At 61.8% G+C, this 14,135-nt stretch carries 11 protein-coding genes and 1 riboswitch; of the genes, 4 read left to right on the top strand and 7 right to left on the bottom strand.

The window, feature by feature from the left end; genetic code table 11:
* Positions 1-100 precede the first annotated feature (100 nt).
* The 6 genes from AAEZ03_RS01935 to AAEZ03_RS01910 form a co-directional block, all read right to left on the bottom strand.
* Positions 101-856 carry an ABC transporter ATP-binding protein gene (locus AAEZ03_RS01935; protein WP_350575531.1) on the bottom strand — a complete coding sequence of 252 codons (756 nt, stop codon included), beginning with the start codon at positions 854-856 and terminating at the stop codon, positions 101-103.
* Complete coding sequence (locus AAEZ03_RS01930) at positions 853-1,848, bottom strand: FecCD family ABC transporter permease (RefSeq protein WP_153332588.1); 996 nt, start codon at positions 1,846-1,848, stop codon at positions 853-855. The genes AAEZ03_RS01935 and AAEZ03_RS01930 overlap by 4 nt, the downstream gene beginning before the upstream one ends.
* On the bottom strand, positions 1,845-2,744 hold the full coding sequence (locus tag AAEZ03_RS01925) for an ABC transporter substrate-binding protein (protein WP_350575528.1): 900 nt from the start codon (positions 2,742-2,744) through the stop codon (positions 1,845-1,847). Before AAEZ03_RS01925 ends, AAEZ03_RS01930 begins: the two co-directional genes overlap by 4 nt.
* Positions 2,745-2,749: 5 nt before the next feature.
* Entirely contained in the window at positions 2,750-4,891 is a 2,142-nt protein-coding gene (locus tag AAEZ03_RS01920; protein WP_350575525.1) for a TonB-dependent receptor, read from the bottom strand.
* A gap of 33 nt (positions 4,892-4,924) precedes the next feature.
* Complete coding sequence (locus tag AAEZ03_RS01915) at positions 4,925-5,701, bottom strand: class I SAM-dependent methyltransferase (protein WP_262125064.1); 777 nt, start codon at positions 5,699-5,701, stop codon at positions 4,925-4,927.
* A gap of 111 nt (positions 5,702-5,812) precedes the next feature.
* Positions 5,813-6,015, bottom strand: a riboswitch (cobalamin riboswitch).
* Positions 6,016-6,192: 177 nt separating this feature from the next.
* On the bottom strand, positions 6,193-6,690 hold the full coding sequence (locus AAEZ03_RS01910; RefSeq protein ID WP_262125063.1) for a PaaI family thioesterase: 498 nt from the start codon (positions 6,688-6,690) through the stop codon (positions 6,193-6,195).
* Positions 6,691-6,810: 120 nt separating this feature from the next.
* Here AAEZ03_RS01910 and AAEZ03_RS01905 point away from each other — a divergent pair, with 120 nt between their 5' ends.
* The 4 genes from AAEZ03_RS01905 to qhpG are packed head-to-tail and all read left to right on the top strand — an operon-like array spanning position 6,811 to position 12,398.
* Entirely contained in the window at positions 6,811-8,715 is a 1,905-nt protein-coding gene (locus tag AAEZ03_RS01905; protein ID WP_350575521.1) for a sigma-54-dependent Fis family transcriptional regulator, read from the top strand.
* Positions 8,715-10,433 (top strand): ABC transporter ATP-binding protein, encoded by a 1,719-nt coding sequence (locus tag AAEZ03_RS01900; RefSeq protein ID WP_350575519.1) that lies wholly within the window; start codon positions 8,715-8,717, stop codon positions 10,431-10,433. Before AAEZ03_RS01905 ends, AAEZ03_RS01900 begins: the two co-directional genes overlap by 1 nt.
* Entirely contained in the window at positions 10,423-11,097 is a 675-nt protein-coding gene (gene qhpE, locus AAEZ03_RS01895; RefSeq protein ID WP_350575516.1) for a subtilisin-like serine protease QhpE, read from the top strand. Before AAEZ03_RS01900 ends, qhpE begins: the two co-directional genes overlap by 11 nt.
* Entirely contained in the window at positions 11,097-12,398 is a 1,302-nt protein-coding gene (gene qhpG / locus AAEZ03_RS01890) for a flavin-dependent monooxygenase QhpG (RefSeq protein ID WP_350575513.1), read from the top strand. The genes qhpE and qhpG overlap by 1 nt, the downstream gene beginning before the upstream one ends.
* A gap of 68 nt (positions 12,399-12,466) precedes the next feature.
* Here the strand turns inward: qhpG and AAEZ03_RS01885 are convergent, their stop codons facing one another.
* Positions 12,467-13,957, bottom strand: coding sequence for an aldehyde dehydrogenase family protein (locus AAEZ03_RS01885; protein WP_088500402.1), 1,491 nt, complete (start codon positions 13,955-13,957; stop codon positions 12,467-12,469).
* Positions 13,958-14,135 lie beyond the last annotated feature (178 nt).

Raw genomic sequence — 14,135 nt, 5'->3', positions numbered from 1 at the left:
GGGATGCGCCAGGTTAGTCAGGTTTTCAGCGCACTCATGAACTTTTAAAAGATCGCGAGGCAAGCTCGCTCCTACAGATTGAACTGCCGAACAGGAAGGTTCACCCCAGCGGAATCGGGTACAACCCGTGGGCGCTGTCATGCCAGGCGAACTCCAGGCCGAAGGCCTGCTCCAGCCAGCCCGCTTCCCGCACCACCTGCGGGTTGCCGTGCCCCAGTAAACGCCCATCGGCCAACACCGCAATACGGTCGGCAAAGCGCATGGCCAGTCCCAGATCGTGCAGCACCAGCAATTGCGCGCAGTACGCCAAGCGGCTGCGCAGGTAGCTCAGCAGGTTGAGTTGATGGGTTATGTCCAGCGCCGCGGTCGGTTCATCGGCGAGCAAAATCGGCGAATCCGCCGCCAGCGCCCAGCCTATGCCAGCCCTGGCACGCTCGCCGCCCGACAACTGCGACAGTCGCCGTTGCAGTAAATGGCCGATATCCAGCGATTCAATCAATTGCGCCGACACCGGCTGCCCGACACGGGCGGCATTGCGCCGGGCACCCAAATCAAGCAGTTCCTGGACCTGTAAATCCCATTGGCTGCGAAAGTCTTGCGGCAGATACGCCAACGTTTGCGCACGCTGTGGCGCGGGCCAGTGCTGAAACGCCCGCTGCTGCAACTGCACGTGCCCGGCACTCAGCGCCTGCACACCGGCCAGCGCCCGCAAGGCGCTGCTTTTGCCCGAACCATTGGGCCCCACCAGGACCAGCAATTCACCGGGCATCAAGTCGAGATCAAAATCGTGCAGCACGGCTTTGCCAGCGTGGTGCACGCTCAAGTCGTGTGCCTGTAAAACCGGGTTCGCCTTCATGCTGCGGGCCTCGCACGGGTTAATAGCAGCAGAAAAAACGGTGCCCCCAACAAGGCGGTCAGCAGCCCCAAGGGGATTTCGGCAGGCGGCAAGACACTGCGCGCCAAGCCGTCGAGCAACGCCAGCAAGGCGCCGCTGGTGAGCGCGCTGGCGACTATCAAGCGTTTGTGGGTGGGACCAATCAGCCAGCGCACCGCATGGGGAGCCACCAGCCCGACAAACCCCACCAGCCCGCCCCAGGACACCGCCAATGCGGTAATGGCTGCGGCCAATAACAGCGACAGATTGATAAAACGCTGCGGGCGCAAGCCCATGCTGTAGGCCACATGATCGCCCAGGCCCAGCAGGTCCAGGCCGTGGGCCAGGCGTTGTGCGCAAATCAAGGCCAGCCCGGTCAGCAAGGCCAGCAAACCCAGTGCGGGGAAGTCCGGGGTGTGAATCCCGCCTAGCGTCCAGCTCAACACCACCTGCAAATTCACCGTTTCATCGGACAAAGCGAGCAACAGCAGGCTGCGCAAAGCCCCGAGCAGCGCCGCCACGGCAATCCCGGCCAGCAGCAAGCCGCTGGTGTCGTTGATGCGGGTCAGGCGAGTGATCAGCAGCACCAATAACGTCGCGCCCCAGGCACCGGCGAAGGCCAGCAGCGGCAAACTTAACGACATCGCCAAGGGCAAGGGCACCAGTAACGCGATGGCTGCGCCGACCGCCGCACCCGGCGCGCTGCCCAGCAAGTACGGCTCGGCCAGCGGATTACGGAACACCCCCTGAAAGATCACCCCGGCCAAACCCAGGCAAGCGCCCACGCAAAAGGCCGCCAGTACCCTGGGCAGGCGCCAGGTCATCAGCAGTTGCGCAAACGGGGTTTCATCGCCTCGCCACAGCGCCCACCAGTCACTCCAGTGCGCCAGTTCGGCGCCAAGCCACAGGCCGATAAAAATCGCTGGCAAGGGGGTCAGGCACAGCAGGCGATAGCGTCTGTTGGCGGCGCTCATGGCGAGGTCTCGGCAAGGGGCGGGAACAGTTCAGGGTGCAGCAGCGCGGCTAACTGCTCGACGCCTTCGACCACACGCGGGCCGGGTATTAACAACAAGGCGCTGGGGATGTTGTCGACACGGCCTGCTGCGACGGCCGGAATGCTTTGCCATCCCGGCCGTTGAGTCAGGCTGGCCGCCTGTTGCGGGCTGCCCGCGACGATAATGCGCGTTGGGTTGGCCTGAAACACCGACTCGCCGCCCACCTGGCTCAGGCGGCTGTTAACCAACGGGTTAGTGCCGCCAGCCAAGCGCAAAATATCACTGGTGTAATTGTGCCCGCGCAAGGTCAGGTACTGGCCGCGATCATTGCTGCCGGTCTCCAGATACACCGGCACTGCAGGCTGCCCGGCCAAGCGCGCTTGCACGGCATCCAGTCGCGCCTGCAGGCGTTCAATCAGTTGCTCGGCGCCCAACTCATGGCCGGTGGCCTGGCCCAGGAGGCGGATATTGGCCAGCACGGCCTCCAGATCGCGGTGGTTGAGCACTAGCGCCGGTATGCCGATGCGTTGCAGCGGCTCCACCAGGGTTGCCGCTTGCCGGGCCGGGGTCATGACCACCAGATCAGCTTGCAGGCGGGCGATGGCCTCCACAGAAAACCCTAGACGCCCGCCAACTTTGGCCCGTTCGGCAATGTCGGCGGGGTACCGGGTAAACGCCTCGACGCCGACAATGGCATCCCCGGCGCCGATCGCCGCCAGCATCTCGACGTTACTGGCGAAGATGGCGACGATCCGTTTGGGCGGGTGCGTCAGCGTGACTTCGCGGCCCAGGGCATCGACCACAGTCCGCGGGAAGCCGTCATCGGCCCTGGATACAAGGCTCACCAGCAGACACAGCAGCACAAGCCAGCGCATACGGCTTAGAACCGGTAATGCGCGCCGAGGTACAGCTCACGCCCCGGATTGCTGTTGCCCAAACCGCCGTTGGAGGCCCGTGGGTCGGCCAATGGCGAATCGTTGCCGGTGGCGATAAACAACGTGCTGCGCTCGATATCGAACAGGTTATTGACCCCGCAAAACAGGCTTAATTGCTCGTTCAGGTGGTAATTGCCGCGCAGGTTAAAGACCCAGAACGGTGCCTTGCGGTACACGTAATTGGTGTCCGGGTTGAGAAGTTTTTCTTCGGTGCGGTAGTACACCGGGCCGCGCAAAATGCCGTTGACTCCGACGTCCCAGTCACGTTCGCGGCCATAGGTCAGCGCCAGGCTGGCCTGGTATTGATACATGCGCTGGATCTTGTCGCGGTACGGGCCGGTCAAGGTCGACGCTGCGCCTTTGTCGTCCATGTCGAAGTTCCACACCGCATTGGTGTTGAGGCGCAGGATGCGTTCGTCACCGAGGGCCAGGGCGCTGGCCAGATCGTATTGCCATTGCGCTTCAAGACCCCGGATCACCGCATCGCCGTCGCCATTGACGTACTGGCTGATGCTCTTGGTCACCGGCTGCGTGGTGATGCGGTCCTGAATGCGGTTCTGGAATAACGCCAGGTCAAAGAACTGGTTGGCATTGGTCAGGGTCACGCCCGTTTCGAATTGCAGACTGGTTTCGGGCTTGAGGTTGGCGTTGCCCAGCGTCTGCGTGCCGCTGATGGTGGTGAAGTCTGCTGCCAGCTCGCCTGCCAGCGGCGCACGGAAACCGGTCGATACGCCAGCCCGCAGCTTGACCCCCGGCATGGCCTCGTAGGCGGCGCCGAGGCTGTAGGTGACTTTGTCGAAGTCTCGGGTTTTCTCGTCCAGCAGCGGCATGTAGTCGGTCTTGACCGTGCTCGACTGGCCATAGCTGTAGCGCGCACCCGCGCGCAGGGTCAGGCGGTCGTCCATCATCCGCTGCACGATTTCGGCGTACAACGCGGCGCTCAGGTCATCGGAGTTGATGTCATAAGGCGCCACCTGACTGCTGGTAGAACCGTTGACGGCAATACGGAAGCGATCGTTGCGCAGCTTGCTCTTTTCAAGGTCCAGGCCCACCAACAGATCAGTGCTTGGCGTCAGCAAAAACTGCGGCGTGAGCTTGATACCGTAAGCTTCAAGACGGCGCTCGATGTGGTCTTTGCTGAACCCCGGGTTGCCATTGCCCAGCACTGGCGAACCCCAGTGCAGATCGTCAATGTCACGGAAGGCATAAGCCTGCGAAGACCAGTTCAGCCACTCGGTGGGTTTGGCGACCCAGTCGAGCTCTACCGACTGGTTGTAGCGATTGTCGTAGTTGCCGTAGTTCCACTGCGAACCGCGAAAGCCTGCGTCATAGATGCCGTCTGAACGCACGGTCAGGTCGAGGCGCTGGTCTTCTGACAGCTCGTACCCCAATGCCAACAGGCCGCCGCGGCGTTTCCACGAGGTGTTTTTCTGGGTGCCATCGGCGCTGTGGTAGTCATTACGCCGACCGTTGTCCAGGCCAAGGTAGTAATCCAGCGGGCCTGAACTGCCACTTTGGTACACGCTGCCCTGTGCCAGCCCCCACGAACCGCCCTGCAAGGTTGCGCCACCGCCTTGGGTGTTGCGGCCATTGCGGGTGATGATATTGATCACCCCGCCAATCGCCTGGCTCCCATAAATAACCGAGGCGGGGCCGCGAATTACTTCAATGCGCGCCACTTGCGCCGGGGACAGCTTGGAAATATTCGCCGTACCTGCGCGGCGGCCGTTGACCAGTACCGTGACCTGGCTACGGTAATCGCGGCCCTGGCCATCAGTGTTGCCGCCACGGATGTTGATCGAGGTCTGGCCCGGCGTCCATTCACTGAAAAAGCCCACGGCGTTCTCGGCCAGCAAATCGGTAAGGTTGCGAGCCGAGGAGCGCTCGATCTGGTCACTGTCGATCACCTGCACAGTGCTGGTGACATCTTTGAGCGACTCACCGGCGCGCGGTGCGCTGACCAGGGTTGAGTCCATGTGCAGGACCGAGGGGTTTTCTGCGGCAAAGGCCGCAAGGCTGACACCGAGCCAAAGCGGCACGGCTGCGCTGAACGAATGGCGCAGAGGGGCGTTGCACAGGTTGAGCATGGAGAAGTCCGAAGGCATTTTTATAGGAGTTATTTACGCGTGCCAGATCAAGCTGGCCGCCCGTTTCGGGGCACTGGCAAGCCAACCCCCAGGCACTTTTTGCAGGTGGTCTTGCAGGTGGCGTTCAAGCAGCCCTTGCGCCGCACCATCCAGGGCACCGAGTTTTTCCATAAAGTGCATCAAGGCCGCATCCGGTGAGGCAAACAGCGTGCTAAAGGCCCAGTCGGTGAAGTGGATCTGGTCGGGTTGCCAGCGATCCGGCAGCTCGGCCAGCGTCAGTTGGTAGCCGGGGGTCATGTCACTGCGGTGCAGTTGCGGCGGCAAGAAGCCGGACAGGCAATACGTGCGCGGGCCTTCCTGCGCGGGCAGGTTCCAGACCAGGGTGCGCGTGGCCAGCGGGCGAACCTGCTGAACAAACGCCAGGGCCTGGCCGTCTGCCACCGGGATATTCGCGCACAACACGGTTGCGGTCGGGGTGATCGGCAAACTCGGCAAGTCCTGCCAAAGGCCGTTGTGCAGGTTCAGTTCAACACTCGGTGCCTGGGCTGCCAGTTGCTCAATGCTGCTACGCATGAAGGCGTTGGGTTCAACCACCGTCCACTGCCCACAAGGCATCAGCAAATGGCGACCGAGAATCCCCGAGCCGGCGCCAATATCGAGCAATTGCTGTTGCGGGCCGAGCAGCTCGAGCAAGCGTCCGCCCACGCGCTCCACATAATTGGAGGCGGCCAGATGCTCGGCATAAAACGCAGCCTCACGGTCGGGCCAGACAAAAGGGGTAGCAGCGGGCAGTCGGGTTGCAGGGGTCATGGAGGCGCCGTCGGGTTGAACCAAAACGGGCACTCAGGGAGCTCACGCAGAAAAATGACGGGCAGGGAGGGACTATGCGCGCGCCAAGGCCTGCATCCGCCCACCGCGGAGTGCCATATGTTGGATCAGGCCGGTCTCCGGGCTCACGAGGGTCATGAAACATTCGCCTTCCCATGCCAAAGCACAGTGGCTACTTGAATGTTTCGCTCGCATACCGTTGCGGGGGCAGCGCCGGATTGACCTGAAAAGGCGTACCGGCTTCCCGTTTCACCCTGGGCGCGATGGCCAAGGACACCTGAAACAGGCGCGCATCTGACCATTGGTCACCCGATGCGTCAACCATGAACATGAATAATTATTCATGAACATACGATCTGTAGGGGCGAGCTTGTCTCGCGATCTTTTGATCTTTTAAAAGATCGCGAGGCAAGCTCGCTCCTACAGAGTTTTATATAAATCAGATAGATAGGAGATAAATCTAAGGTTGAATATTAACTGCGATCATGGGCTGCATCCGCCAACTTCCCGGCATCGACCCGCACAAACACTGAGTCCCCGACCGCCGTCAGCACGTCCCCGGCATACACCTCGCAGATCACCCGGCTCTTGCGTCCGACATCCCCCTCAACCCAGGCACGCAGCGTTAGCGGGACGCCCATCGGGGTGGGTTTGATGAACTTGATGCCCAGGTTGCCGGTGACGCAGTTGATCCTCGGCAAGCTCTCTGGCTGGCGATCTTCCGCACGGTAGTGATACGCCATCACCGTCCAGTTCGAGTGGCAATCCACCAGCATCGCAATCAACCCGCCGTACACCAGGTCAGGCCAGCCGCAATAACGCGCATCCGGCAAATGCTCTGCGACAACGTGAACACCGTCTTCATGCCAGTAGCTCTTGATGTGCAGGCCATGGGGATTATTGCTGCCACAGCCATAGCAAACGCCTTCAGGCGCAGCGGTGTCTTGCAAGGAAGGGGAGATGTGGTGCATACCGTGATCGTCCTTTACTGGATTTCAAATCTTGCCATTCCCCTTACGTTAACGTAAAGATTGGTAACAGTGCGCAGATCTAAAATAAAAATCGCAAAGCTCACTGCTGTGGAGCGCCTGATGACTCTTACAAAAACACTTCTGCCCAAGCCCCTTCACGAAGTTCGCCTGGCCAGGGAAAAACTGCACCTCGAAGGTCTGGTGCCCAGTGGCGTATTGCGTGCCGAAATCGACGCCTCATGGCGTCGCAGCCTCAACCACGGTGTGCCCGTGAGTGGCCAGCATGAACTGAGCCTGCAAACCACCGCGAGCCTTGACCTGTTACTGGCCAACAACCAGTTACTGATCGACGCGGCCATGCCGGCCATTGATTACTTGAACCAGCGTCAGGGCAAGGACGGCTTGATCATTCTGGCCAACGCCGACGCCACTATTCTGGCCGTGGAGGGCCGCGCCGACCGCCTCAAAGGCAGCGGGGTGCCGGACATTACCCTCGGCGCCTGCTGGAGCGAAGCCGCACGCGGCACCAACGCACTGGGCACCACGCTGGTCGAAGGCCGACCCATGTTGATCGACTGTGGCGAGCACTATCTGGATCGTCTGAGCCGTTTTTCCTGCACCTCAGTGCCGATTCATTGCCCGCAAGGCGACATACTCGGCGTGCTCGACCTGACCCGTGAAGGGCCGCTCGGTCGCGTGCACGACAGCACGGCGTTACTGGGCATGGCTGTCAGCCAGATTGAAAGCCGGGTGTTCAATACCAGCTATTCGGAGCACATCGTGCTGGCCTTCCACAGCCGCCGTCAGTACCTGGAGTCCCCGTGGCAAGGCTTGTTGGCGGTCAGCCTGAGCGGGCAGATCCTCGCGGCCAGTGGCCAGGCCTGCCAATTATTGCGCACTGAACGCTCGGCGCTGGTAGGGCACCGTTGCGAAGCGTTCCTCGGGCTTGATGGCCTGCAATTGCTGGCTCGTCTGCAACAAGGCGCCCTGGGCAGCCTGCAAACTGCCCAGGGCGAATTTTTCTACAAAACCCTGCGTGCGCCACAACGTTCGCCGAATGTGCTGACGGCGCCACGCACGGCGCCGAAAACCACGCCGCCCGCGCCTGATCTGGAGGCGCTGGCCGGTAACAACGCTCGTTACGCCCGTGCCTTGCGTATGGCGCGCCAGGGCCTGGCCAATGAGCTGCCGGTATTGCTGCTGGGAGAAACCGGCACCGGCAAAGAGGTGGTCGCCCGTGCCTTGCACATGGCCGGCAGCCGCAGCGCCAAGCCGTTTGTTGCGGTTAATTGCGCGGCAATCCCTGAAGGCCTGATTGAGTCCGAGCTGTTTGGCTATCGCGAAGGGGCCTTCACCGGCTCGCGCCGTGGCGGCATGATCGGCCGCTTGCAACAGGCCCACGGCGGCACCTTGTTTCTGGATGAAATCGGCGACATGCCACTGGCCCTGCAAGCGCGCCTGTTACGGGTGCTGCAAGACCGCAAGGTCGCACCTTTGGGCGCAGGCGAAGAGCAAGACATCGACGTCGCGCTGATCTGCGCCACCCACCGTGACCTCAAACAACTGGTCCACGAACAGCACTTTCGCGAAGACCTGTTCTACCGGGTCAATGGCATCAGCGTGATGCTGCCGGCCCTGCGCGAGCGTGAGGATTTCAGTGCCTTGATTGCCCGCTTGCTGGGCAAGTTGCAGGCCCCGCACGTGACTCTGCACCTCGACTTGCAAGCCTTGCTCGACGGTTATCACTGGCCGGGCAACATCCGCCAACTGGAAATGGTCCTGCGCACGCTGCTGGCCATGCGCGAGCCTGACGAGTCCGAGCTGACCCTTGAGCATCTGCCTGACAGTCTGCTCGATGACCTGAGCGCCAGCGAGCGCCCACCGGCGGGCAGTATTCGCGAAAACGAACTCGAGCTGATTCGCCAATCCCTGGACAACCACCAGGGCAATGTGTCTGCGGCCGCTGAAGCGCTGGGCATTAGTCGGGCCACCCTGTACCGCAAACTCAAACAGTTGCGCGTGTGATGCGGCGCCTGATCGTCGGGCTGATCGACAGCCCCAACCCGCAAGCGTTGCATCAGGCATTGCACTGGCTGTACGGCTTTGTTCGCCCGCACCGCTTGGCGATTGCCGGGCTGCTGGGCTTGTCGGTGTGTGCCTCGTTGCTTGTGCTGGTACAGCCGTGGCTGACCAAACAACTGATTGATGACGGCTTGCTCGCGCGCAATTTCCCGGTGCTGGCGACGGTGGCCGGGCTGATGATCGTTGCCGGGCTATTGGGCACGGCGCTCTCGGGGGTGAATCGTTACCTGCACACCCGGCTGTCCGGGCGGATTCTGTTTGCCCTGCGTGATGACCTGTACCAGCACCTGCAAACCTTGTCGCCGGGGTTCTACGGGCAACGGCGTATTGGTGATCTGATGTCGCGGATCGACGGCGATGTCGCCGAAATTCAGCGCTTTGCCGTGGATTCACTGTTCTCGGCCGTGTCCAGCATCATTGGTTTGCTGGTGGCCTTGGGCATGTTGCTGGCCTTGTCGTGGAAGCTGTCGCTGCTGGCCTTGATCCTGATCCCGCTCGATGTGCTCTGGCTGCGCTGGATGCGGCGAAAAGTGGAACGTGATGTTCGGCAATTGCGCGAGCGCTCGGCTGACGTCTCATCGTTTATGGTCGAGACGCTGCCGGTGATGAAGTTTATTCAGTCGGCCGGTCAGCAGCAGCGTGAAGCCAAGCGCCTTGAAACCCTGGGCCAAGGCTATATGAGCCAGTTACTGCGCCTGCAAGTCACCGAGTTTTTCACCCAGGCCGTGCCAGGCACCTTGACCTCGTTGTCACGGGCCTGCGTGTTTTTGATCGGCGGCTATTGGGTCGTGCAGGGCACCTGGCAACTCGGTGCGCTGATCGCTTTTTCAACGTATCTGGGCATGGCCATCGGGCCGGTGCAAAGCCTGCTCGGGCTGTACGTGGCGATTCAGCGGATGACCGTCAGCCTCGGCCGGGTCATGGAATTACGCGGCGAACAGCCTGCCGTGCTAAGCCCTTCGAACCCCAAACCGCTTCCAGACGAGGGCGACCTGCGTTTCGAGGCCGTGCACTTTAGCCATCCGGGCCGCCCCAGCACCCTGAACGGCATTAATGCGCATATCCCGTACGGCAGCAAAGTCGCCCTCAGCGGCGGCTCCGGGGTTGGCAAGTCGACCCTGGTTGACCTGCTGCAACGCCACCACGACCCACAGTCCGGTCGGGTGTTGTTGGGCGGTGTTGACCTGCGCGAACTGGACTTGCTGGCGCTGCGCCGCCGGATTGCAGTGGTCAGCCAGGACATCGTGCTGTTTCGCGGCAGTCTGGCCGATAACCTGGCTTACGCGGTGCCAGGGGCCAGCCGTGAAGCGGTCGCCGCAGTTGCCAGGCTGGCGCAACTCGATAGCTTGATTGCCGAGTTGCCCGAAGGCCTCGACAGCCCGTTGGGCGAGCGTGGTCAGCAGTTGTCGGGCGGGCAAAAGCAACGGATCGCAATTGCCCGGGCGTTGTTGCAAGACCCGTTGATTCTGGTGCTGGACGAAGCCACCTCGGCCGTCGATGAGGCCACTGAACGCGAAGTGATTGAGGCCATCGACCGCCTGTTTGCGCGGCGTACGCGAATACTGATCAGCCACCGGCCTTCAACCCTGGCCAACGCCGACCTGTGTTTGCATTTGCAGGCCGGCCAACTGACAGCAAACAAGGTGCTGCATGAAGCCTGAACTCAGAATTGGCGTGGTTGACAGCGGCCATGCCCCCGCGCAACAGCCGCAGGTGGTGGCAGGGCGCAGGTTTGCCCTGCTCGATGGGCAACTGTTGCACAGCGAGTTGCAGAACGATCCCTTGGGGCACGGCACTGCGGTCATTCAGGCCATCGCCCAGAGGGCACCGGCTGCCGTGTTTTGCGTGGCGCAAGTGTTCGATGAGCGCGGGGTCACCAGCACCTTGCAGATTGCGGCGGCAATTGACTGGCTGCTGACGCAAAACGTGCGCCTGATCAACTTGAGCCTTGGCTTGCGCCAGGACCGCAGCCTGTTGCGCGAGGCGTGTGAATTGGCGGTGGCACGCGGGGTGTTGCTGTGTGCCTCAAGCCCGGCGCAGGGCGAGGGCGTGTACCCGGCCAGTTACCCGCAGGTGCTGCGAGTGACCGGCGATGCCCGTTGCACGCAAGACCAATGGTCGTGGCTGAATACCGCACAGGCGGATTTTGCCGCCTGCGTACGTTCAAACACTGCCGGACAATCGGGGGCGAGCCTCGGTTGCGCGGCCTTGAGCGGTCATCTTGCCAGCCAACTGCTTGCACAGCCGCAAGCAACCAATGCGCAATTGCTGGAGTGGCTCAAAACCAATGCCCACTATCACGGGCCTGAGCGGCGGGTGTGCTGATGAGCGCGATTGTGGTGTTGGGTGCAGGCCCCGCGGGTGCGGCGGTGGCCATGGGTTTGCGGCGATTGGGCTACCCGGTGACGCTGGTCAGCGAGTGGCGCCGGTTTGCCGCGCTGGAAGGCATTTCCCAGCGAGTGCTGGAAGCTTTACGTGCAGCGGGTTTACAGCGGGCAGTGGCCGACGCGGTATTGCCTTCACAGCGGCAAGTGGCGTGGAACGGCCAGCAGCACGCACAAAACATCGAGTGGTTGCTGGATCGGCCGTGTTTTGATCGCGGGCTGCGTGAAGACCTGCGTCTGGCCGGGGTCAACGTGATCGAGGCCCGTGTGTTGACAGTGGCGTCATCAACCACCGGCCACAGCATCAGCCTCGAAGGGCGCGAGCCGCTGCAGGCAGATTTTCTAGTGGAAGCCCGAGGACGTCAGGCGCCTGCCGCCAGCAAAGGCCTGCGCGGCCCGGAGACGGTGAGTTTGCTTAATCGCTGGCAAGCGACGCCGGGCCACACCGCCAGTGCCGTTGAAAGCCTGGCGCAGGGCTGGGCATGGATGGCACGCCGGGCGGACGGCCAGTGTTATTGGCAATGGACCGTGGACGTGGCCAGTGCCGAACTGCCGGGCAAGGCGCAATTGCTGGAGTACTGCCAGCAGCAGCGAATGGCCTCGCCGCTGGCCCGAGCATTTTTTCCCGATTCAGGGCAACACGGTGTGCAACTGCATGCCCGCAGCAGCACGGCAATCTTGAGCCCGCAGGTGTGCGGCGAAAACTGGATTCGGGTCGGGGATGCGGCGATGGCGGTTGACCCGCTGTCGGGCAACGGGATTTTCCAGTCCTTGTCATCCGCGTTACAGGCCCCGGTAGTGATCAACACGCTCCTGCGTAAACCTGAACGAGCGGCCCTGGCCCAGCGCTTTCACCGGCAGCGGGTCGAACAGCTGTTTATGCGCTTTGCGCGCATTGGCCGGGATTTCTACGCCGAAGAACAGCGCTGGCCGCAACAACCGTTCTGGGCTGCGCGACGCTACTGGCCGGACAGCCAGATAGCCCATGCCGAGGCAGATTTTGCCGCGCTGCGAATAGAGCGGGCGCCGGTGTTGCGCGATGGCTTTGTCGATGAAGCCGAGGTTGTGATCAGCTCGGACCAGCCACTGGGGATCTGGCATGTGCAAGGGGTAGAAGTCGCGCCTGTGCTGCGGCGTTTGCAGGCTGAGCCTGCACAAAACGTGTTGGCGGGCCTGACCCAGGAGCAAGCGCGCGCGCTCAAAAGCTGGTTAGTAAGCCAGGGCTACCAACCCGTCCTGTAGGAGCTGCCGCAGGCTGCGATCTTTTGATTTTTAGAAGATCGCAGCCTGCGGCAGCTCCTACATGGGTGTTAAAGCTTGATCAACACCGATTTCAGCTCGGTGTAATGCTCAATCGCCGCATAACCCATTTCACGGCCCACGCCGGACATTTTGTAGCCGCCAAACGGCAGCGCCGGGTCGAGGGCGCTGTGGCAGTTGACCCACACCGAACCGGACTTGATGCGCGGGATCATCCGGTGCACCGCGCCAAGGTCGTTTGACCAGATGCTCGCACCCAACCCGTAGGGGCTGTCATTGGCCATGCGCAGGGCGTCAGCTTCGTCATCAAACGGGATCGCCACCAATACCGGGCCGAAGATTTCTTCCTGCACCAGTGAATGTTGTTGATCAACGTCAACAATCACAGTTGGTTTAACAAAAAAACCGGGCCCGTATTGCTCGCCGCCACAGGCAATGGTGGCGCCACTTTCACGGCCCATTTCAATGTAATGCGCGACACGTTCCTGCTGGCGGGCGGAAATCAGCGGGCCCATGTCTACGCTGGAATCCAGGCCATTGCCCAGCTTCATGGCGTTGGCAATGTCGGCGATATCGGCCACCACATTGTCGAAATGCTTGCGCTGCACATACAGCCGCGAACCCGCGCAGCAGACCTGGCCCTGGTTGAAGAAGATGGCACTGGCCGCCCCGGCAGCGGCGCTTTTCAGGTCGGCGTCGGCCATGACGATGGTCGGGGACTTGCCGCCCAGTTCCAGGGTCACGCGGGTCATGGAGTCCATGGCGATCTTGCCGATCTGCTTGCCCACGGCGGTGGAGCCAGTGAAGGTCAGTTTGTCCACCAGCGGGTTGTGGGTCAGTGCCGAGCCTGCGGTGATCCCGGTGCCGGTCACCACGTTAAACACGCCTTCGGGGTAACCGGCTTCTTGCACCAGTTCGGCCAGTTTAAGCGCGCTCAGCGGGGTTTCATCGGCAGGCTTCAGCACCACGGTGCAGCCGGTTGCCAACGCCGGGCCGAGTTTCCAGCAGGCTAGCAGCAGCGGGAAGTTCCAGGCCACGATAGCGCCGACCACGCCCACCGCTTCACGGCGAATAAAGCTGTGGAACTGATCGTTGGGCATCAGCGGCAACGAAACTTCGACGCTGGAACCCTCGATCTTGGTCGCCCAACCGGCCATATAACGCAGGAAGTCGATGGACAACTGCACGTCCATGACTTGGGCCACGGCAGCACTTTTACCGTTGTTCAGGCATTCCAGTTGCGCCAGTAACTGCGCATCACGCTCCATCAGGTCGGCCAGTTTCCACAGCAGGTTTTGTCGTTCCCGTGGCCGTGTACGGGTCCATGCAGAGTCATCGAATGCGTGGCGGGCAGCCAGAACAGCGCGGTCAACGTCCTCAGGCGTAGCCTTGGGCACGACGCAAAGCACTTCGCCGGTGGCCGGGTTATGCAGGGGCATGGTCTGGCCGTCTGCGGCCTCGACCCAGGCGCCGCCAACCAGCATGCGCGGGGCGCGTTGAATAAAAGCCGTAGTGGCAGGGAGCAGAGCAGCAAGCGACATGATGAGTCCTCGTCTTGTTAGTGTCCGAGGGCATTCGCAACGGTTGTGCCAGTTTGTCGTTACCCCGTATTTGCAGGGTTTTGAGGCCATACAGCGTCTGCCCGGCTTGGCCAGTTGTCGCAATCTGCGACAGGTTTGAGACGGTTTTCGCAACAAGGGCGCCTTCTGGCCGCGTCTC

The organism is Pseudomonas sp. HY2-MNA-CIBAN-0224 (genome assembly GCF_040310285.1).
Classification (GTDB): Bacteria; Pseudomonadota; Gammaproteobacteria; order Pseudomonadales; family Pseudomonadaceae; genus Aquipseudomonas; species Aquipseudomonas helleri.
This window is presented reverse-complemented; position numbering and strand designations above follow the sequence as displayed.

Excerpts from the sequence above, each read along its gene's own strand:
- AAEZ03_RS01935 (WP_350575531.1), bottom strand. The coding sequence starts at position 856 with ATGAAGGCGAACCCGGTTTTACAGGCACACGACTTGAGCGTGCACCAC.
- AAEZ03_RS01885 (WP_088500402.1), bottom strand. The coding sequence starts at position 13,957 with ATGTCGCTTGCTGCTCTGCTCCCTGCCACTACGGCTTTTATTCAACGC.
- AAEZ03_RS01915 (WP_262125064.1), bottom strand. The coding sequence starts at position 5,701 with ATGACCCCTGCAACCCGACTGCCCGCTGCTACCCCTTTTGTCTGGCCC.
- AAEZ03_RS01920 (WP_350575525.1), bottom strand. The coding sequence starts at position 4,891 with ATGCTCAACCTGTGCAACGCCCCTCTGCGCCATTCGTTCAGCGCAGCC.
- AAEZ03_RS01910 (WP_262125063.1), bottom strand. The coding sequence starts at position 6,690 with ATGCACCACATCTCCCCTTCCTTGCAAGACACCGCTGCGCCTGAAGGC.
- AAEZ03_RS01925 (WP_350575528.1), bottom strand. The coding sequence starts at position 2,744 with ATGCGCTGGCTTGTGCTGCTGTGTCTGCTGGTGAGCCTTGTATCCAGG.
- AAEZ03_RS01900 (WP_350575519.1), top strand. The coding sequence starts at position 8,715 with ATGCGGCGCCTGATCGTCGGGCTGATCGACAGCCCCAACCCGCAAGCG.
- AAEZ03_RS01905 (WP_350575521.1), top strand. The coding sequence starts at position 6,811 with ATGACTCTTACAAAAACACTTCTGCCCAAGCCCCTTCACGAAGTTCGC.
- qhpG (WP_350575513.1), top strand. The coding sequence starts at position 11,097 with ATGAGCGCGATTGTGGTGTTGGGTGCAGGCCCCGCGGGTGCGGCGGTG.
- qhpE (WP_350575516.1), top strand. The coding sequence starts at position 10,423 with ATGAAGCCTGAACTCAGAATTGGCGTGGTTGACAGCGGCCATGCCCCC.
- AAEZ03_RS01930 (WP_153332588.1), bottom strand. The coding sequence starts at position 1,848 with ATGAGCGCCGCCAACAGACGCTATCGCCTGCTGTGCCTGACCCCCTTG.